A 19,224-nucleotide genomic window follows, 5' to 3' on the forward strand; every position below is an offset into this window, starting at 1 on the left:
ACCGATCCCATGGGCGGGGCAGGTCCCCATCGCCGGCCTCCCCGCCCATTGCGCCAGGAACCTTGAGATCGGCCTGCACTCCCGCGCCCCGCCGGGCGACGGGTACTCGAGCGGCCAGTGCGCAGCGCCGTCCGAAGCAGACCGGGCTGCCGCACGCCCGCTGTCGAATGGTGCCGTCGGCTTCCGGCAGGGCCCCCCACAGCGCTGCCGCGTTCATCTGCTCGAAACCTTGACGCACTCGAGGTCCGCTGGGCACACTGCGCGGAATACGTTTTCCCAATACGCCCGCCAGGACAAGCACGAGGCTTCCAGACGGTCGGCTTCACATCCGGGAGGGCACTGTGACACCGGTAGCAAGGCACCTGGAGCCGCCAGCGATCTCTGCCCCCGACGGGGCATGTCCGGCCGGCCCGGTTCCCATGTCGTGGGGCATCCATCGGCGCGTCCACCGCACGGTCCCGAACTGTCCGCGCCCTGGGTCGTTAGGCGACGCCTCGACTGGAGGCGCCATGACAGGAGCCAGTACTTCACCACCGCAGACGACAAGAAGAGGACCATGACCGTCAACCGAAGACTTGTGTCACAAGCGACAGCCGCCGCACTGTGCGCGCTGGCAGTCGTGCTCGCGTCGATCGTGCTCATACCCGCGCAGCGGGCCTTCGCCGCGGGCACCACGTACTTCGTGAGCGCGAACGGCAGCGACAGCAACGTCGGAACCAGCAGCAGCGCGCCCTGGCGCTCGCTGAGCAAGGTGAACGCAACGACGTTCCAGCCCGGCGACACGATTCGCTTCGAGGCCGGTGACAGCTGGACCGGCCAGCTCTGGCCGAAGGGGTCCGGCGCCGACGGCGCCCCGATCGCCATCGACAGCTACGGAACGGGCGCCAAGCCGAAGATCGCCGGCCAGGGCACCGTCGGCGACGCGGTGCGGCTGAACAACCAGGAGTACTGGGAGATCCGCAATCTCGACGTGTCGAACGCGGTGCCCACGGGGACGACAGACGGTTCGAAACTCGGCGACTTCCGCGGCATCGGCGTGCACGGTGACAACGGCCAGACCCTGCACCACTTCGTGATCGACTCGGTGGACGTGCACGACGTCACCGGCGAGGTCAAGTGGGTCGGCGGCAGCACTGCCGACAACAAACCGGGCATCACCTTCGTGCAGGGCTGGGACCGCTCGAAGAACACCGGCGGCATCGCCTTCCTCACCGGCGTCCAGGACATCACCGCGCCCGGCGCCCCCACGGTGCTCGACGGCATCACCGTGGAGAACTCCACCATCAAGAACACCTCGTTCAACGGGATCGTCACGAAGCAGTACGCCGGTGACGCGCCCGGAGCCGTCTTCACCGGCTGGGGCAAGCGCGCCACGGCCACCGACCCGAACTTCACCCCGTACACCAATGTCACGTTCCGCGGCAACTACATCACGCAGGCGAACACCCCCTTCGGCTGCAACGGCATCTACCTCACCGGAGTCCGGGGCGGACTTGTCGAGGGCAACGTGATCGACCGGGTCGGCGTCTCCGGCGTCGAGACCAACATGGCCGACAGCGTCACCGTCCAGCACAACGAGATCATGGGCACCCATCTCTCGTCGGGCGGTGCCGACCAGAATGCCCTGGACCCCGACATCGGCACCACCAACCAGCTGTTCCAGTACAACTACCTCCACGACAACGGTGACGGCATCCTGCTGTGCGCGTGCAACTCCGCGGTCAAGTTCGGCAGCGTGGTGATCCGCTACAACGTCATCACCGGCAGCACGCGGTGGAACATCCACATGTCGCAGCAGACCGGCTCGGTGGCGAACGTCTACAACAACACCTTCGCCAACACCAATTCGCAGTCCATGGTGACCGGCGGTGTCGGCGGCAAGGTGACGTTCACCAACAACCTGTTCGTCTCCGGACAGTCCGCACCCGAGTTCAGGCAGCAGTCGACCATCATCTACAACAACAACGGGTACTCGTCCAACCTGACGACTCGGCCCGCGTCCGACGTGAACGCCGTGGTCGGCGCTCCGCAGTTCGTGAACGCCTCCGTCACGGGGCCCTACGGTGACGTGAACGGCCCGAGACTCGGCACGGCGGCGAACTTCGCACTCCAGTCGGGATCGGTGTTCGTCGACGCCGGAGCCACGGTCACCGGCAACGGCGGCCTCGACAACGCCGGGGCGACCGTGCCGATCGGGAACGGTCCGGAGATCGGTGCCTTCGAACGCGGCGCGCCCAACATCGCGTTCACGGACACCTTCGACGGCCTGGCCACGGGCGCGCTCGCCAACGGGACCAACGGATGGCGAGTCATCTCGACCAACAACGACGTCTCCGTGGTGGAGACGCCGTCCGCCACCGACAAGAGCGTCCGGCTGACCCGCACCATCGAAGGCGGCGGCACCGACGGGACCAACCTCGCCCGGCTCTTCAGCACCCCGCTGCAGGGCGTGGTGACCATCGACACCCAGGTGATGCGCAACGACACGCAGGCCGGCTGGTTCGGGCTGCCCTACGTGTACAACGCCAGCGGCGTCCAAGCCGTCAGCGTCGCGTTCGCGCGCGGCGAGATCCACGCGTACGAGGGGACCACGGACCGTGTGATCGGAACGTACACCTCCGGCAAGTGGTACCGGGTCACGCTCACCGTGGACACCGTGAACCAGCGCTTCGACCTGGACATCGACGGCCGGCGCGTGCTGAACGACGCCGCGTTCCGCACCTCGATGCCGGGGATCGCGAAGGTCGCGTGGTACTCCAACGGTGGCGAGCGCGGGGCGGTGCACGTGGACGACGTCAGGATCTCGCGCGGCACCGGATTCGGCCAGTGAAAGCCAGGGCCAGGGTGGTGGCGTGAGCATTTCGGCACGTCTACCGATCCAGTAAGCGCTTCCTCGTCTGCCATGATGTCAGCTCAGGATGACGCCATGAAAATGAGCAATCGGATCTGCCTGGCCGATATCGGCCAGGCAGATCCGATTGCCGACTGATCAACGTGATGAAATCTGCTGCAGCGTGGCGCTCACCACCGGCACATAGAAAGTGGTGATACCCGCCTCGTTGGGATGTGTTCCCGATCCCTCTGTGCCAGGGAAACCGTTGACCAGGTCGTCGAATGTGTATTTCGCACGCTGGATGTCATCGCGCGTGTCGAACGTGGTCTCTCCGAAGACGTCGGCAACGGCGACGTCCCACTTGCGGCAGGCTTCCAGGGTCGCCTCGCGCAGCGCCGCCTGAGTGTCCCAGTCCCGCGAACCGAGCTTGTGGGCGGCGACGTACACGATGCGGGCGGTCGGCCACTTCCGCTCCATGGCGTGCAGCGTCTTCTCCAGCTCTTCGGCGTAGGTGCCGAGCGTGTACGCACGGTCCCGGAAAATGGACTGCGCGTCGTTGGTGCCTCCGTCGAAGATGACGAAGTCCGGCGCGATGTCGGTCGCTTGCTCGACCTGCGTGAGTATCTGTCCTCCGGAAGCATGCGGGTCGGCGCCTATGGTCGCGCCGTTCCGGGCGAACTTGGTGAGGGGCATACCTTCGCGCTCTGCAACTACGTCCATGAAACTGTGCGGATACGCATGTCCGTACACAATGCTGTCGCCGAAGGCATAGACGCTCTTGCCCACCAACCCATTGTTCACATCGTCCTCCTTGCGGCTTCGCTATTCGGGTCTGATTTTAGACAGAACATTGACCAGTTGGGCGACCGGCACGTAAATTAAGAGGGATAGAAAGCGCTTACTGTATTGAACTGGAGTGTTGACACACACATGAACACAACCAACACCGGATTGCCCGGGGGCGTCGCCATCTCGCATCTGTCGGTGTACGACTGGCCTGCCGCCGACGGGGCGTGCGGCGGCACGCCTCACCTGCACCTGGCGTGTTCAGAGGCTTACGTCGTCACCGGCGGACGCGGGGCCGTGCAGACGCTGACCACTTCCGGGTACGAGGTCACTCCGCTCCAGGCCGGCACGGTCGCCTGGTTCACGCCGGGCACCATCCACCGGCTGGTCAACGAGGGCGATCTGCGGATCACCGTTCTGATGCAGAACAGCGGGCTACCGGAGGCGGGGGACGCCGTCCTCACGCTGCCCCCGGAGTACCTGACCGATCCGGAGACGTACGCCCGCGCCACCGTCATCCCGGCCGACGCGCCCGAGGAGGAGCAGGAGCGCGTCGCCCGGGCCCGGCGGGACCTCGCTCTGGAGGGCTACCGGGCACTTCGGGAGGCCGAGGGGCCACAGGCCCTGGCCGCGTTCCACCGTGCCGCCGCCGCGCTCGTACGGCCCCGCATCGCCGAGTGGCGCGAGCGGTGGCGACAGGGCGCAGAGGCCTCCGCCACGGCCACTGGGGCGCAGCTCGACTGGCTGGAGCGGGGAGAGTCCCCCCACCTCGCAGATGCCGCCGTGAGCTCCGAACAGCCTGCTGCCCGCGGGAAGTTCGGCATGTGCGGTCGGCTTGACGTCTACGCGAACTGAGGGCGGGCACCTGAGGACGCGCGGCGTGCGCGGCCGGTTCGGCCCGCGCCCGAGGCCGGGGCCGGGGCCGGATGGGCGGTGCAGGCGCAGGGGACGGACACGGTCCGCCTGCTCCGCGCCCACCCAGGCAGCGGCGCTGGTCACCGCCTGCGGCTGAGACGCCCTGCCGCAGGCGGCTCGGCCGTCGACTCCCGCCAGACGATCCGGAACAGGGGGCCCTCAGTCGTCTCGGGCGCGCTGTCCCTCAGACCCGCGATCAGCTTGGCCATGGCCGTACTGCCCAGTTGTTCGAGCTCCACGTCGACGGTGGTCAGGGACGGGACCATGAACTGCCCGACCCCGACGTTGTCCCAACCGGTCACGCTGAGGTCGCCAGGCACGTCCCAGCCGCGCTCCCGGGCGCCCCGGACGACGCCGGCGGCGACGAGGTCATTGGCCGCGATCACCGCGGTCGGCCGCGCGTGGCTCGGGAGCGACCGTATCGCCTCGATGCCGGACTCTCCCGACCAGTCTCCGTCGAAGACCCCGACGGACTCGACCCCGAGGCGTTCGACGGTCTCCAGATAGCTCTGCTTGCGCGCCCTCGCGGAGGCGAACTGCGCGTCGCCCGCCACATGGAGGAACCGTGAGTGACCGAGCGCCGCCAAGTGCTCCATCATCCGCACCAGGGGCGTGGCGTCGGCCAGTTGCCCGATGCCGCGCATCTCGTCGTCGAAGTCGGCCGAGATCACCACGGCCGTCCTCTGGTGCAGTTTGCTCTCCACGTCGGGAAGCACGGGGGCGAGGGAGAGGATGCCCTCGTACTGTCCCGAATCGGCGAGCTCCAGCAGGCGGTCGCTCCTCGCGCTTACGCCGCCCCCGGCGCTCACGACATCCACGAAAAACCCTGCGGCCTGCGCCGTCGCGCTGGCACCCGCCAGCATGCGCGAGGGGTTGAAGGCCATGGCGGGCATGAGGATCGCCAGTCGGCCGGTCTTCCGCGTGCGCATCGACCGCGCCACCAGGTTGGGACGGTAGTCCAGCTCCCGTATGGCCTTCTCCACGCGTTCCAGGGTCGCCGGCTTCAGCCCGCCGTTGAACCGCAGATACCGCGACACCGTCTGGGGTGACACACCGGCGAGCCGCGCCACATCGGTGATCGTAGGCCGTCGTCGCGCCGTGTCAGCGCCATCCATCCGCTTCCCCCACCTTTCCGCCAACGTTCGGTGAAGTCAGAGACTACACACTCTTGACGTAAAAAGTGATCGTTCACTATGGTCCTCGCAACCCACAAAGTGAACGATCACTTTTCGGGTGACGCGTGGCCCGGGACGGGCCCGCACCACTGTGTGTCGATGCCGCCGCTCAAGGGAGCAGTGCCGTGAGCTCCATCAACGAACTACGCCGGCTGCGCGGGTCCCAACGGGGCGCGGAACAGCAGAACAAGGCGGCGTTCTTCTTCCTACTGCCATGGTTCGTCGGGCTCCTCGGGATCACTCTCGGCCCGATGCTGGCCTCGCTCTACCTCAGCTTCACCAAATACAACCTGTTGCAGCCGCCGCAGTTCAACGGAGTCGACAACTGGACGCGCATGCTCGATGACGAGCGTCTGCACAAGTCGCTCGAAGTGACGTTCAGCTACGTCCTCGTCTCCGTCCCGTTGCAGCTGGCGATGGCCCTCGGGCTCGCTCTCGTGCTGGACAAGGGAGTACGGGGTCTTGCCTTCTACCGCTCCGTCTTCTATCTGCCGTCACTGATCGGCGGCAGCGTGGCGATCGCCGTGCTGTGGCGCGCGATGTTCGGGACCAACGGCCTTGTCAACGAAGTCCTGGCCCTCGTCGGAATCCAGGGGCAGGGCTGGATCTCGGAGCCAGGAACGGCGCTGTCGACCCTCGTCGTCCTGAACGTCTGGACCTTCGGCTCACCCATGGTGATCTTCCTCGCCGGGCTGCGACAGATTCCGACCTCCCTCTACGAGGCGGCCTCCGTCGACGGCGCGAAGCGCTGGCGCCAGTTCCGCAGCATCACCATTCCGCTGCTGACACCCATCATCTTCTTCAACCTGGTGCTGCAGATCATCCACGCCTTCCAGACCTTCACCCAGGCCTTCGTGGTCTCCGGCGGTACCGGAGGGCCCGCCGACTCCACCCTCTTCTTCTCGCTGTACCTGTACCAGCGCGGGTTCGGCCACTTCGACATGGGGTACGCATCCGCCCTCGCGTGGGTCCTGCTCCTCATCGTCGCGGCTTTCACCGCCGTCAACTTCTGGGCCTCAAAGTACTGGGTGTTTTACGATGACTGACCGCGCCGTAGCCGTACCCCCCTCGCTGCCCGCCCCCCGCCCTCACGCGATACGCCGGATCAGGCGTGCGGTGCGCGCCCCTCTCAAGCACTGCCTGTTGGCTCTCTGCGCCCTCACGATGCTGTACCCCGTCCTGTGGATGGTGGTCAGCTCGCTGCGTCCCAACAGTCAGATCTTCCGCAGTGCGGGACTCGCCCTGACGCACCCGCGCTTCGAGAACTACAGCAACGGCTGGAACGCCTTCTCCCAACCGTTCAGTCACTACATGATCAACTCGGCGATCGTCGTCACCGGCGCGATCCTCGGGAACCTCCTGGCCTGCTCCCTGGCCGCGTACGCGTTCGCCAGGCTGGAATTCCGGGCGAAGCGCGTGCTGTTCGCCATCATGCTCGTCACCATCATGCTGCCGATCCACGTGATCATCGTGCCCCAGTACGTCCTCTACTCGGAGCTCGGCTGGGTCAACACGTTCCTGCCCCTGATCGTGCCGAAGTTCCTGGCGACCGACGCCTTCTTCATCTTCCTCATGGTGCAGTTCATCCGTGGCATCCCGCGCGAGATCGACGAGGCGGCGCGGATCGACGGCGCCGGGCACGCGCGGATCTTCTTCCACGTCATCCTGCCGCTGATGGTCCCGGCCCTGGCGACCACCGCGATCTTCACCTTCATCTGGACCTGGAACGACTTCTACACCCAGCTCATTTATCTGACGGACCCAGACATGTACACCACTCCTCTCGCGCTGCGCACCTTCGTCGACCAGCAGACCGCGACGGACTGGGGCTCGGTGTTCGCCATGAGCGTCGTGTCGCTCGTTCCCGTCTTCCTCGTCTTCCTCGCAGGGCAGCGCTTCCTGCTGCGAGGCATCGCGACCACCGGCGGCAAGTAACTGCGGGGGCAACTGCCGGACTTGCGGAGGCGACCGAAGCCATGACCGCTCGGGAGCACCGCAGTCATCAATCCGACCCACCCATCAGGCACAGGAGAAGCACATGAACCCCAGCCCCTTCAGACGCGTCGCGATCGGAGCGGTCGCCTCACTCTCGCTCGTACTGACCGCCTGCTCCGGCGGCAGCACCGGCGCCGCTCCCGAGCTCGGCGACAAGCCGGTCACCATCCGTGCCACCTGGTGGGGTGCGGACGCCCGCGCCCAGCTCACCGACGAGGTCATCAAGGCGTTCGAGAAGAAGTACCCCAACATCACGGTCAAGGGCCAGTACAAGGACTGGAACGGCTACTGGGACGCGCTCGCCACGACGACCGCGGCCAAGGACTCCCCCGACGTCGTCCAGATGGACGAGCTGTATCTCGCCTCGTACGCCGACCGCGGAGCGCTGTACGACCTCGGCAAGGCCAAGAAGATCCTCAGCACCTCGCAGTTCGACGACCCGGCCCTGGCCACCGGACAGATCGACGGAACGCAGTACGCGCTTCCCGTCGGCGTCGGCGTCATGTCCATCCTCGTGAACACCGACCTGTTCAAGAAGTACGGCGTGAAGGTTCCCGACGACAAGACGTGGACGTGGGACGACTACGCCAAGATCGGGAAGGAGCTGACGGACAAGAGCGGCGGCAAGATCCACGGTGCGGCCGGCGCGCCCGGCTTCTCCGCCGGCGATGTCAAGTACTGGGCTCGTCAGCACGGTGAGAACCTCTTCGACAAGGACGGCAACGTCTCCCTGAAGCCCGAGACGCTCGCCGGCATGTGGAAGTACGGTCTGGACCTGCTCTCCTCCAAGGCCAGCGTCAATACGTCGACGATGGTCGAGGACCTGACCGCGGGTGTCACCGCCGGCAGCTTCGCCACCGGCAAGGCGGCCATGATGGGGGCGTACAACACCCAGATCACCGCGATCCAGCAGGCCGCGGGCGCCCATGTGCAACTGCTGCAGATGCCTCGTGTCGGCGACACCAAGGCGAACTTCTTCAAGCCCTCCATGTACTGGGCGGTCTCGAGCCAGAGCGCGCACCCGGCCGAGGCGGCCGCGTTCATCAACTTCATGCTCAACGAGCAGAAGGCCGCCGACATCCTCAAGACGGAGCGCGGAATCCCCGCCAACAAGGAGATGCTGAAGCACCTCCAGCCGACTCTGGCCGGGACCGACAAGGCGGCGGCCGACTACATGAACGCCGTGACCCCGGGTGAGTCGCCGGTCGTGACCCCCAACGGCGGCAGCGGCATCGAACCGGAGCTGCAGCGCTACAGCCAGGAGGTCTACTTCAAGAAGACCTCGCCCGACGCCGCCGCCAAGGCCTTCATCAAGGAGCTCCAGGGCGAGATCGACGCGGCCAAGTGACCTCCTTCCGGGGGCCGTCGTCGCTGCCCACGGCCCCCGGGAGCCCCACGAGAAGTGGGTCAGCAACCAAGAGAGAGAAAGCACCCATGCCCAGCCCCCGGCCGCCGTACCGCGTGGCCATCATCGGCACCGGCGGTATCGCCCACGCTCATGCCGAAGCCCTCACCGAACTCTCCGAACGTGCCCGGCTGGTCGCCGTCGCCGACCTCGACCCCACCCGTGCCGCCGAGTTCGCCGAGCGATTCTCCGTGCCGCACGTCTTCAACGACCCGCAGGCTCTGCTGGAGAGCGAAGACCTCGATCTCGTACACATCTGTACGCCCCCGCAGACCCACGTACCACTGGCATCCATGGTGATGCAGGCCGGCGTCACCGCCTTGGTGGAGAAGCCGACGGCACTGAGCCTGCGCGAGATGGACCAACTGGCCACGGTGCAGGAGCAGACCGGCTCCAAGGTTCTGACCGTCTTCCAGCACCGCTACGGCGCGGCGGCGGTACGCCTGCGCCGACTGGCCCGCTCCGGCGCACTGGGCCGGCCACTGGTCGCCACCTGCGAGACCCTCTGGTACCGGCCCGACGCGTACTTCGAGGTCCCTTGGCGGGGACGCTGGGACGTCGAGGGCGGCGGCCCCACGATGGGACACGGCATCCACCAGTTCGACCTCATGCTGTCGGTCCTCGGCCCCTGGTCCCAGATCGTTGCACTCGCCGAGCGCCAAGCCCGGCCCACGGACACCGAGGACGTCTCGATCGCCGCCGTCCGGTTCGACAGCGGAGCCCTCGCCACGGTGGTCAACTCCCTGCTGTCCCCCCGGGAGACCTCGCGCCTTCGCTTCGACTTCGAATACGCCACGGTCGAACTCGAACACCTCTACGGCTACCGCGAGGAACACTGGCGGTTCACCCCGGCCCCCGGCCACGAGGGTCTCTCGGACCTCTGGACCGACGGTGACGAGCCGGACATCACGAGCGGCCACAGGCTCCAGATCGAGGCCGTGTTCGACGCCTGGGAGACCGGACGGGAACCCGGCGTCTGTCTGCAAGACGCGCGCCGCACGCTGGAGTTCGCGGCGGCTACGTACGCCTCGGCCTTCCGCGGTGTCCCCGTCGCAGCGGGCGAACTGACCGACGACGACCCGTTCTCGGTCAGCATGGACGGCGGCGCCGTGCCGTGGGAACCGGTCAAGGAGGCCCTCGTATGAACGCCCTTGAGATCCGCCACGACCTCGGTACCTCGGTCACGGTCCGCGACGGCGGCACCGAGCTGTTCCGCTACGTGTACCAGCCGGACACCGTCCAGCTGGAATCGCCCAAGCCCTACATCCACCCCCTGCGCACCCGGGCCGGCAAGGTGGTCAGCCTGTTCCGTCCGCACGACCACGTGTGGCACAAGGGCATCGCGTGGTCCCTGCCCCACGTCGGCGAGGAGAACTTCTGGGGCGGTCCCACGTACATCCACGGACGCTTCTACGTCCAGCTGGAGAACAACGGAACCCAGGCCCACCGCCGGGTCGTCGACCTGGACAGGGCCGACGGAACGGCGACGTTCGCCCACGACCTGGACTGGACCACCCAGTCCGGCGCGCTGTTCTTCACCGAGCGCAGGACGCTGCGAGCGAGCCTGATCTCCCCGCACGCCTGGGCATTGACGTTCGAGACGCAGATGACCAACGTCTCCGGAACGGACGTCGCCATGGGGTCCCCGACCACCAAGGGACGGGAGAACGCCGGCTACGGCGGCCTGTTCTGGCGTGGCCCTCGGTCGTTCACCGGCGGACAGTTCGTGACCGAGGAAGGCCTGGGCGGCGACGAGGTCCGCGGGCGGCGCATGGAGTGGATGGGCTTCGCGGGCCACCACGACGAGACGGACGCGCAGTCGCTCGTGCTCATGGTCGACGACGCGGCCAACCCGAGTCACCCGCCGCAGTGGTTCGCCCGGACCGAGGAGTTCGCCTGCCTCAACCCGGCACCGTTCTTCAGCGAGGAGCTGACCGTCGAGGACGGCGCGACCGTGCGGTTCCGCTACGGCGTCGGGATCGCCGATGCCGACACGAACGCGGCGCCCGCACTCGCCGACGCGGTACGCCGGTTGCTCACACTGTCGGACACGCCGTCCGCACGTGCCGCAGAATCCACAGAATCCTCTTCAGGACGCCTCGCGACGGAGTGATCCGACCCCGCTCGCTGTGCAACGCCCGGCGTGCACTCCCCGCTCACCAAGGAGTGCACGCCTTCCTCACCACCCCGGCTGCTGCGATCGCCGTATACGCAAGTGCCTGCGAACGGCAGCGAGGAAGTACCAGACACGTACGAGCACGATGGCGGCCGTGGGCACGCGGTGGTGCGGGTTCACACCCGGCTGATGGCCGGCGCACGACGCTCAGCCCGTGAGCGCGGGACGTCCGACCCGATCGATGCCGACGCGGTGGGCCGGGTCGCTCCGCACGGACGAGCAGGCTTCACCCTGCTTCGGCACCGCATCATCCTCGGACAGCAGCACCGCGACGCCTTGCCGTGGCCGGCGGTGACCGCAAGTACGCGGCTGTGCGGTTCGCTGCTCAGTTCCCCCAGAGCCCTCACCGGCCGTAGCTCTTCCAGACGTCGCGCGTCCGCGTCCGCGTCCGCGCCCGCGCCTGAGCACACAGTTCGCAACGCGGCCCAGGTCACCGGGTCGGGCCCGAGCGGGTGGCACTCACGAGCCTGCTGACAGGCCGATTTCCCGGGTGGACTCGCCCCCGCCCGCGGCCGCCGTGACTTCCGGCACATTCGCTGGAAGACCGTCCACCCTGCCCAAGCACCTCCCCGGCCCGGATTTTCCCTCCTGACCGTCCACTTGGCCTCTCGGCCGGTGAGGGGCGCTCGGGCTGCCAGAAGTTTCGCTGAGAATAGTGTGTTGCGGGTGTAAAAGGTGATGCTTGGCGCGGACGCCGCGGATGCGGTGCTTGGTTGTGCTGGTCCGGGGGCTGAACCTGATCGGCAGTGCACATAGGAGAGGGCGCGGGGCGTGGAATTGCTGGACGAGTCTGATCCGGGGGCTGTTGGGGGTTATCCCCTGCTGGCGCGGCTCGGTGAGGGTGGCATGGGACGGGTGTATCTGTCCCGGACGGTGTCGGGGCGTCCGCTGGCGCTGAAGACTGTGCGTGCCGAGTTCGGACGGGAGCCGGGGTTCGAGGAGCGGTTCGCGCGGGAAATCCGTAACAGCGACCAGGTGCGCTCCCCCTGGACGCCTGCGGTGGTGGACTACAGCCCGGTGGGGCAGCGCCCGCAGTGGCTCGCCACCGAGTACGTGGCCGCGCCGTCCCTGGCGGAGTGGGTGCGGCGGTACGGCCCGCTGCCCGAGCAGTGCGTACTGGCACTGGCGGCCGAGCTTTTCGGGGCGCTGGGAGCGGTACACGGGGCCGGGCTGGCCCACCGGGATGTCAAGCCGTCCAATGTGCTGTTGGGCCGCCGTAGTCCGTTGCTCATCGATTTCGGGATCGCGCGCGCGAGGGAGGACACGCGTCACACGAGGACCGGCGGTGTGATCGGTTCTCCCGGCTATCTGGCGCCGGAACAGGCGAGTGCCGGGGAATCGGGTGCGCCCGGTGATGTGTTCTCGCTGGCTGCGGTGCTGGTGTACGCGGCGACGGGACGGGGCCCGTTTTCCCGTCCGAACGAGGAGTTCTCGCCTGCGGTGATGCTCTACCGCATCGTGCATCAGGAGCCGAACCTCGACGGCGTTCCGGCGGCCCTGATCCCGTTCCTGCAGTCCTGTCTGGCCAAGAACCCCGAGCAGCGGCCCACGCCCGGCACTGTCAGCGTTCTGTTGGAACGCCTGGGCGGCCGGTGCGGTACCTGGCCGCAGTTGCTGCCCGAGGCGCTGGAAAAAGATCTCGACGTGCGGGAGGAGGAGGCGCACGCGTTGATCTCCACGACAGTGCAATCGCCTTCGGTGCCGGCTGTGTCACGTGAGACCGAAGACGGCCCGGCTCCGGCCGACGCAGGGACCGCCGTCCTGCCGCCTGTCGGCGCCGTGCGACGGTGGGTGTCAAGCCGTACCGGCCGAGTGATCACCGGGACCACGGCCGCGGCCTTGATGGCGACGGCAGGCACGTTCGTCGTGCAGCATTTCTCCGCCGATGACGCGTCCGACGGAACGTCTTCGCCGTCATCCGCTGCCACATCGCTTCCCGCGGCCTGGGCAGGTACATGGGTCGGCACCGGGCCGGGCAATCCCACCCCTGACAGTTTTAGTCAGCCCCGGACCAACCGGTTCACCTTCACTTTGACTCTCCACCCGGCACAAAAGGGTGAGCTGGCGGGCAAGCAGGTCAGCAACGTGACCGAAGTGAACACCAAACTTGAGCTGGGATGCACCGAGACCCTGCAAGTGCGGGAGGTACGCAAGGCCTCAATGGTCCTCAAGGCTGTCACCAGCCAACCCACCGACCGGTCGGCCGAAGTGGGCTGCCCCAACGGCAATGTCTACGTCGTCACGATGACCGGCCGAGACACCCTGAGCCTGAGCGACGAGGGTGACCAGTCCGCCGGGGCGCCGTCCACCCTCACCCGGCGGTGACGGATGCGCCCGCCGACCATGCGATGCCAAGCCCTTCTCATCCATTGCCGGCCTCGCTGAGGCCGTAGCGCTCCGTCGCCTCCGCCCTCCGGACGGGCTCCCAGCCGCGACTTGCGAAAAGCAGTCCTGGTCGCCTCCTGATGGACGACCGGGACTGGCCGGTACGCGGCCCGAGCGCGGCGTCCAGGGCAGTACGTGGGCGGCGCGGGAGCGCGAGGCGCAGCGGGAGGCAGGGGTGCCGAGCCTGCCACCGGCATCGAGGTGATCAACCAGCACGGCCGGACAGTGCTGGCCATGAGCGCCATGAACCTCTTCCTGCGCCGCCAGGTCATCATCGGGCCAGGATGACGGTTCGCTGCCACCCCTCGAAGTACGCCGGTGTTGCTTACCTGGGCACTGTCCGGGCACCTTCACTTCACCGGTACGCGGAGGTCCCGCCGGGTGGGCCGATCCCGGCGGAGCTCCACCCGACGATTTCCCAACCGTTACAGTGATGCCGACCGTATCCACCGCGTCGGAGCCGACCTTGCCGAACCTGTCCCACCTCGAGGAGATCTTCTCCGACGAGGGTGACGGCGCCGCCGGCCCCGTGCGGTCGCCCGGCTGGCAGAGCACCGTCTCACCGCAGGGACTCGCGGTGACCTTGATCGCCGACTACACGTTCCCCGTCCGGGCGTGGTTGCCGTCGGCGGCGATCGTGGCGCTGCTCGGCGAGTTCCATGTGACCGCGGGTGCCGCCCGTACGACGATCAGCAGGCTGATGCGCCGTGGGGTGCTGGAGGGCAGCCGGCAAGGGCGGTACAGCTCCTACCGGCTGACGTCTCAGGCCGCCGTCGATCTGTGGAGCGGCGCCAGCTCGATCGCCACCTTCACCACTCAGCCCGACTCGTGGGACGGACGGTGGACACTGATCGCCTTCTCCGTTCCGGAACAGGAGAGCACGCGACGGCGAGCGTTGCGCACCGCGCTGCGTTGGCGCGGGTTCGCGCCGCTGTACGACGCGCTCTGGGTGTCGCCGCACCCCCTGACCCCCAAGGGGCGGATCGAGGTGGCCGACTTGGCGCGGGGAGCGGTGACCGTGTTCCGCGCGCGGCAGGAGGAACTGGACACGGAGGTCGACCGCAACCCGGTCGAGGCGTGGGACCTGACCGGCATCGCCGAGCACTACCACGCGTTCATCAGTCGTTGGAGCGGCTTGCTTCCGCACATCAGCGCCGACGGCGTCACCGGTGCCGACGCGGTGCGCGCCCGGACCGAGGTCATGCACGCCTACCGGCACTTCCCCATCCTGGACCCGTTGCTCCCCATCGGGCTGCTGCCATCCGACTGGCCCCGGTCACGGGCGCGGGAAGTCTGCGTCGCGGTGTACGACGGGCTGCTCCAGCCCGCCCAGGACCATGTCCGCGCCGTGGTGACCCGATTCGCAGAGGGACCTCACCTCGACGTCAGGGCCCATACGATCGCCGGCATGAGTGCGGGTATCGGTCACGGCTGACAAGGGACCGCCGCGAGCGTGACCGGGCGGTGTGCGGAGACGCCACACCGCGCCGCCCGCCCCTCGATCTGTCGAATGCGCGTCGAAGACAACAGAGTTGGGCGCCAATGATTGACAGACCGGTACCCGATCGGGACTCTGACTGTTGCAACCCGATGTGGGAACGCTCCCAGAGGCGCGGCACACGACAAGCGGAAGGAGAGGCCTCCTCTGTCACGCTTCCGCAGGGGGGCGGCAGGTGGTCACCGGCTCGCCGTCGCCGTGTCTCTGCCCGCAAGGCAACGCCACATCCATCACCGCCACGGTCGCTGCCACAGGCAGGACCGGAACGTCCTCCACCGTGCGTGATACGCCCACCTGACCACCCCCACGGCTACGACCCACCACCTCGGTCAGTGCGACCGCCCCGGCATCACCGATGCCTCTTCCCGGCACCTGACCGAGCAGCGCTCCGCACCCCCCACACCAGGAGTCTTCATGACCATGCAACGGCGTAGTTTCCTGACCCTGAGCGCAGCCGGAGCCGGGGGCGTAGGCCTGTCCCTGCTCGGCACAGGGCAAGCAGGCGCCGGTGCGAGGGCCGGATCTCCGACCCAGCGGTTTGCGGTCGGCGTGCGCCCGTATGCCTGGAGCCGCGGCAGCCGCCGGTGGACCACCTACGTCTACTACCCCGCCACCGGCGCCCCCGGTGGCTCCCCGGTCACCAACGCGCCCGTCGCCCAAGGCGTCTTCCCGGTCTGCGAGTTCATGCACGGCTTCAGCAGCAGCCCGCAGAATTCCCTGGCGATCATCCGCCCCCTGGCCGAGGCCGGCTTCGTCGTCCCCGCCCCCCACTTCGCCAACCTCAGTGGCCAGGACGTCTACAACGGCAACCAGTCCAAGGACGTTTCCGAGGTCATCACCCGGACCCTCGCCCTGAACACGGCCGGAGACCCGCTGGCCGGCCACCTCAACACAGCGGTCGGAGTCGGCGTCTCCGGCCACTCGATGGGCGGCATGACCACCCACGGCCTGCTCACGGCCTGGCCGGACGCGCGGATCACCGCCGCGATCCCCATGTCCTGTGTGGACATGGGCAACCCGAGCCCGTCGGTCCGCGCCAAGGTCCTGTTCACGCACGGCGACCGGGACGGAACGTGCCCGATCTCCTCCGCCCGTCAGGCGTACCGGGAACTGCCCGCCGCCAAGGCGTTCCTCACCTTCCGCGGCGCCGGCCACAGCAACTACTTCGGCGACTCCCGCACCGTCAACACCTTCGTGGACTGGATGCGGTGGAGTCTGTACGGCGACACCGCGGCCCGCGACCGCCTTCGCTCCGACGCCACCTCCAGCACGACCACCTGGGAATCCGCCCTGAGCTGAGGAGCAGCCACGCGCGGCCTCGGACGCGCGCATTGGCCGTGACCGCGGCGCACCCGGGCCGTCCAGGATGCGTGACCGCCCACGGCTGCGCACCAGCGGGACGCCCGGCCCTCGTCACAGCACGAGCGCTTCGCTGCTCCGACCACTTCCGGACGCCTGCGAGTCAGCCGCAGCGCCCACCCAGCTGTGTACGTTCCCAGGCCCGCGCCTCAGAAATCACACCCCCCCGAACAGCCGGGCGGCTCCGGCCGCTCGCGCTCGGGCAGAAAGGTCCACTTGGGGGTTCGACACCCTCAAGACTCCAAGAGAGGAAAGCCCATGGCTTCACTAGCAGGGAAGATCAGAGTCATTCTCCTTGCCGTCCTGTTGGCGGTTGCCGCATCTGTGTACGGCACGGCGCATCAGGCGTCGGCCGATACCGTGGCACAGTCGAGCGCTTCGCAGATCGTGGCCGACATGGGCGCGGGATGGAATCTGGGGAACCAACTCGAAGCCACCACCAACGGATACCCCAGCGAAACGGCATGGGGCCAGCCGACCGTGACGCAGGCCCTCATCGACAAGGTGAGAGCGGCAGGGTTCAAGACGATCCGGATCCCGGTCTCCTACCTGGGATACATAGGACCCGGCCCGAATTACACAATCAACGCCACCTGGCTGAACAGAGTCCAGGAGGTCGTCAACTACGCCTACAACAGGGGCCTGCATGTGCTGATCAACATGCACGGCGACGGCTACAAGAACGTCAGCGGCTCCTGGTTGATCTGCGATTCGCCCTCCCAAACGACGATCAAGGCCAAGTACGAGAAAGCTTGGCAGCAGATCGCGAACAGGTTCAAGAACTACGACCAGCGCCTGATCCTGGAGTCCATGAACGAGGAGTTCGACGGGCAGTACGGCCGTCCGACCCAACCGTGCTACTCGAACATCAACAGTTACAACCAGATCTTCGTGGACACCGTACGGAAAACGGGCGGAAACAACAGCTCGAGGTGGCTGCTCGTGGCCGGCTGGAACACGAACATCGACTACACCGCAGGGAATTACGGCTTCAAGCTTCCGTCCGACCAGTATCGCTCCCCCTCCATTCCCGCCAATGAACGGCGGATCATGATCTCCGTCCACCACTACGCTCCGTGGGACTTCGCCGGAGAGGAAAGCGGCACCATCACGCAGTGGGGACGAGCAGCGACCGATCCATCGAGGAAGTCGACCTGGGGACAGGAAGACTATCTGGACGCCCAGCTCAAGACGATGCACGACGTGTTCGTCACGAAGGGGTATCCGGTGGTTGTCGGCGAATACGGCGCGATCGACAAGTCATCGTTCGATTCATCGAACAACAGGTATCGCGCGGACTTCGCACGGGCCGTCGCGGCCACTGCCAAGAAATACGGGGCCGCCAGCGTCTACTGGGACAATGGTGCAACCGGTCGGTACGGGTTCGGGCTGTTCGACCGGCGCTCCCTCACGGTGACCCAGCAAGGCATCATCAACGGCATCATGAGCGGCGTCAACGGCAGCGTTGCCGGCTCCGCCCTTCCGGCCGGCGCGTAGCAGGACCCGAGTCTCGGCGACGGGTACATACCTCTGCATCCTCGTGGGCGCGCAGTTGGGCCGGGTGGCGATGCCACACAGTGTGCGACCTCGTCAACTGCGCGCCTACCAGCCGGAGAAGCTACGCTGCTCCGCGCCTGGGAGCACGTTCGGCAAACGGAGGACAGCGATGTCTTCACATGTAGCGACCGACGACGAAGTGTCTGCCGGACTGACCGGCGTGCCGAGCTCAAGGAGTTTCTGCGGTCTCTCAGAGCTACGCACACCTGGACCAGGGCTACGGCGTAAGCGTGTCGGCTGAGGTGACGGACGCCCTGGCCCGCGCAGTGCGCCTGACCGAGGAGGAACGGGACCATCTGATCCGGCCGGCCGAGCCCGACCGGAACCGCACACCGCGGTTGGCGCCCCTGCCGCAGCTACTTCAACCCACCGCCAGCACCTCCGCGGCACGCTCGGCGTGCCCGCCTTCTTTGTCAACCGGCGCCGGGCCCGCATGGCTGCGACAGTCGCCGGCGTTCTGCGGATGAATGCCGGCAAGAGCCCCGACGATGTGCAACTCTCCTCGCTGATTCGCGAGTTGTCGCTGAAGCACGTGAAACGGCATGAGGTGAACTGCGCGGGACGGTCGGTGTGGTCGTGGGCATGCGGCACCCGCTGGTGGGCGAGTTCGACCTCGTGCACGAGCCCATGACGCTGCCGCTGCCCGGGTGCGCCCGCATGCGGCTGAACCCCTATCACGCAGAACCGGGCTCCCGGCCGGAGGAAGTCTTGCGGATGCCGGCCAGTTGAGAGAGAGCCGTAGGACTGAGACGTGTTTACGGCCAGGGTGACTACGCTCCGCGCCGCCCCGCTCCTCGTGAGCGTCCTCAGCGCCTTTCGATTCTCGTGGCTTGTCAGCGAGCGAGCGGCGGCTTCGCGGCCACCGGGACGGAGCCGTGGATCGGGTCGGGGACGCGAGACAAGGGCAGACCGGCGCCTGTGTTGCGGTGGGCGATGATCTCGGCGGAAATGGTACGCGGCAGGGCTCCGCTGACGGGCTCGGCGGCAAGCACCATGAGGCCGGAAGAAGGCGGCACCGGGTACCCGGACTTCAGCCCGGTCCGTGCGACCGCCGCCTTCGACAGGTGCTGTACCCCAAGAACACCATCAGCGTGCCGCGTGCGCCACTGCCAGTGCTCCGTTACCCATGCCAGGTTCCAC

The 19,224-nt window shown here is 67.3% G+C and carries 14 protein-coding genes; 12 read left to right on the forward strand and 2 right to left on the reverse strand.

What is annotated here, in order from left to right:
• Positions 1–556: 556 nt before the first annotated feature.
• Positions 557–2,830 (forward strand): right-handed parallel beta-helix repeat-containing protein, encoded by a 2,274-nt coding sequence (locus PBV52_RS02480; protein WP_274236599.1) that lies wholly within the window; start codon positions 557–559, stop codon positions 2,828–2,830.
• A gap of 159 nt (positions 2,831–2,989) precedes the next feature.
• Here the strand turns inward: PBV52_RS02480 and PBV52_RS02485 are convergent, their stop codons facing one another.
• Positions 2,990–3,619 carry an SGNH/GDSL hydrolase family protein gene (locus PBV52_RS02485; RefSeq protein WP_274236600.1) on the reverse strand — a complete coding sequence of 210 codons (630 nt, stop codon included), beginning with the start codon at positions 3,617–3,619 and terminating at the stop codon, positions 2,990–2,992.
• Between the two features lie 144 nt (positions 3,620–3,763).
• Here PBV52_RS02485 and PBV52_RS02490 point away from each other — a divergent pair, with 144 nt between their 5' ends.
• Positions 3,764–4,474 (forward strand): cupin domain-containing protein, encoded by a 711-nt coding sequence (locus tag PBV52_RS02490; RefSeq protein ID WP_274236601.1) that lies wholly within the window; start codon positions 3,764–3,766, stop codon positions 4,472–4,474.
• A gap of 140 nt (positions 4,475–4,614) precedes the next feature.
• Here PBV52_RS02490 and PBV52_RS02495 read toward each other — a convergent pair whose 3' ends face one another.
• Positions 4,615–5,604: a LacI family DNA-binding transcriptional regulator gene (locus tag PBV52_RS02495; protein WP_274236602.1), complete on the reverse strand. Its 990-nt coding sequence runs from the start codon at positions 5,602–5,604 to the stop codon at positions 4,615–4,617.
• A gap of 239 nt (positions 5,605–5,843) precedes the next feature.
• Between PBV52_RS02495 and PBV52_RS02500 the strand changes: the two genes are divergently transcribed.
• The 10 genes from PBV52_RS02500 (at position 5,844) to PBV52_RS02545 (ending at position 18,024) form a co-directional block, all read left to right on the forward strand.
• Positions 5,844–6,755, forward strand: coding sequence for a carbohydrate ABC transporter permease (locus PBV52_RS02500; RefSeq protein ID WP_373922003.1), 912 nt, complete (start codon positions 5,844–5,846; stop codon positions 6,753–6,755).
• The gene (locus PBV52_RS02505) at positions 6,748–7,644 is read left to right on the forward strand and encodes a carbohydrate ABC transporter permease (RefSeq protein WP_274236605.1); all 897 of its coding nucleotides are present in this window, start codon (positions 6,748–6,750) and stop codon (positions 7,642–7,644) included. Before PBV52_RS02500 ends, PBV52_RS02505 begins: the two co-directional genes overlap by 8 nt.
• Positions 7,645–7,747: 103 nt before the next feature.
• Entirely contained in the window at positions 7,748–9,052 is a 1,305-nt protein-coding gene (locus tag PBV52_RS02510) for an ABC transporter substrate-binding protein (protein ID WP_274236606.1), read from the forward strand.
• 86 nt (positions 9,053–9,138) lie between these two features.
• Positions 9,139–10,254 (forward strand): Gfo/Idh/MocA family protein, encoded by a 1,116-nt coding sequence (locus PBV52_RS02515; RefSeq protein WP_274236607.1) that lies wholly within the window; start codon positions 9,139–9,141, stop codon positions 10,252–10,254.
• Positions 10,251–11,222, forward strand: a complete 972-nt coding sequence (locus PBV52_RS02520; RefSeq protein ID WP_274236608.1) for a PmoA family protein — start codon at positions 10,251–10,253, stop codon at positions 11,220–11,222. The genes PBV52_RS02515 and PBV52_RS02520 overlap by 4 nt, the downstream gene beginning before the upstream one ends.
• A gap of 834 nt (positions 11,223–12,056) precedes the next feature.
• Entirely contained in the window at positions 12,057–13,610 is a 1,554-nt protein-coding gene (locus tag PBV52_RS02525) for a serine/threonine-protein kinase (protein WP_274236609.1), read from the forward strand.
• Positions 13,611–13,805: 195 nt separating this feature from the next.
• A complete protein-coding gene (locus PBV52_RS02530; protein ID WP_274236610.1) occupies positions 13,806–13,958 on the forward strand; it encodes a hypothetical protein in 153 nt (50 codons plus the stop codon).
• 145 nt (positions 13,959–14,103) lie between these two features.
• Positions 14,104–15,105 carry a PaaX family transcriptional regulator C-terminal domain-containing protein gene (locus PBV52_RS02535; RefSeq protein ID WP_274236611.1) on the forward strand — a complete coding sequence of 334 codons (1,002 nt, stop codon included), beginning with the start codon at positions 14,104–14,106 and terminating at the stop codon, positions 15,103–15,105.
• 477 nt (positions 15,106–15,582) lie between these two features.
• Positions 15,583–16,467, forward strand: coding sequence for an alpha/beta hydrolase (locus PBV52_RS02540; protein ID WP_274236612.1), 885 nt, complete (start codon positions 15,583–15,585; stop codon positions 16,465–16,467).
• 318 nt (positions 16,468–16,785) lie between these two features.
• Positions 16,786–18,024, forward strand: a complete 1,239-nt coding sequence (locus PBV52_RS02545; protein WP_274236613.1) for a glycoside hydrolase family 5 protein — start codon at positions 16,786–16,788, stop codon at positions 18,022–18,024.
• Positions 18,025–19,224: the final 1,200 nt, after the last annotated feature.

Source organism: Streptomyces sp. T12 (genome assembly GCF_028736035.1).
GTDB lineage: Bacteria > Actinomycetota > Actinomycetes > Streptomycetales > Streptomycetaceae > Streptomyces.

Excerpts from the sequence above, each read along its gene's own strand:
- PBV52_RS02505 (WP_274236605.1), top strand. The coding sequence starts at position 6,748 with ATGACTGACCGCGCCGTAGCCGTACCCCCCTCGCTGCCCGCCCCCCGC.
- PBV52_RS02490 (WP_274236601.1), top strand. The coding sequence starts at position 3,764 with ATGAACACAACCAACACCGGATTGCCCGGGGGCGTCGCCATCTCGCAT.
- PBV52_RS02515 (WP_274236607.1), top strand. The coding sequence starts at position 9,139 with ATGCCCAGCCCCCGGCCGCCGTACCGCGTGGCCATCATCGGCACCGGC.
- PBV52_RS02510 (WP_274236606.1), top strand. The coding sequence starts at position 7,748 with ATGAACCCCAGCCCCTTCAGACGCGTCGCGATCGGAGCGGTCGCCTCA.
- PBV52_RS02480 (WP_274236599.1), top strand. The coding sequence starts at position 557 with ATGACCGTCAACCGAAGACTTGTGTCACAAGCGACAGCCGCCGCACTG.
- PBV52_RS02520 (WP_274236608.1), top strand. The coding sequence starts at position 10,251 with ATGAACGCCCTTGAGATCCGCCACGACCTCGGTACCTCGGTCACGGTC.
- PBV52_RS02540 (WP_274236612.1), top strand. The coding sequence starts at position 15,583 with ATGACCATGCAACGGCGTAGTTTCCTGACCCTGAGCGCAGCCGGAGCC.
- PBV52_RS02535 (WP_274236611.1), top strand. The coding sequence starts at position 14,104 with ATGCCGACCGTATCCACCGCGTCGGAGCCGACCTTGCCGAACCTGTCC.
- PBV52_RS02545 (WP_274236613.1), top strand. The coding sequence starts at position 16,786 with ATGGCTTCACTAGCAGGGAAGATCAGAGTCATTCTCCTTGCCGTCCTG.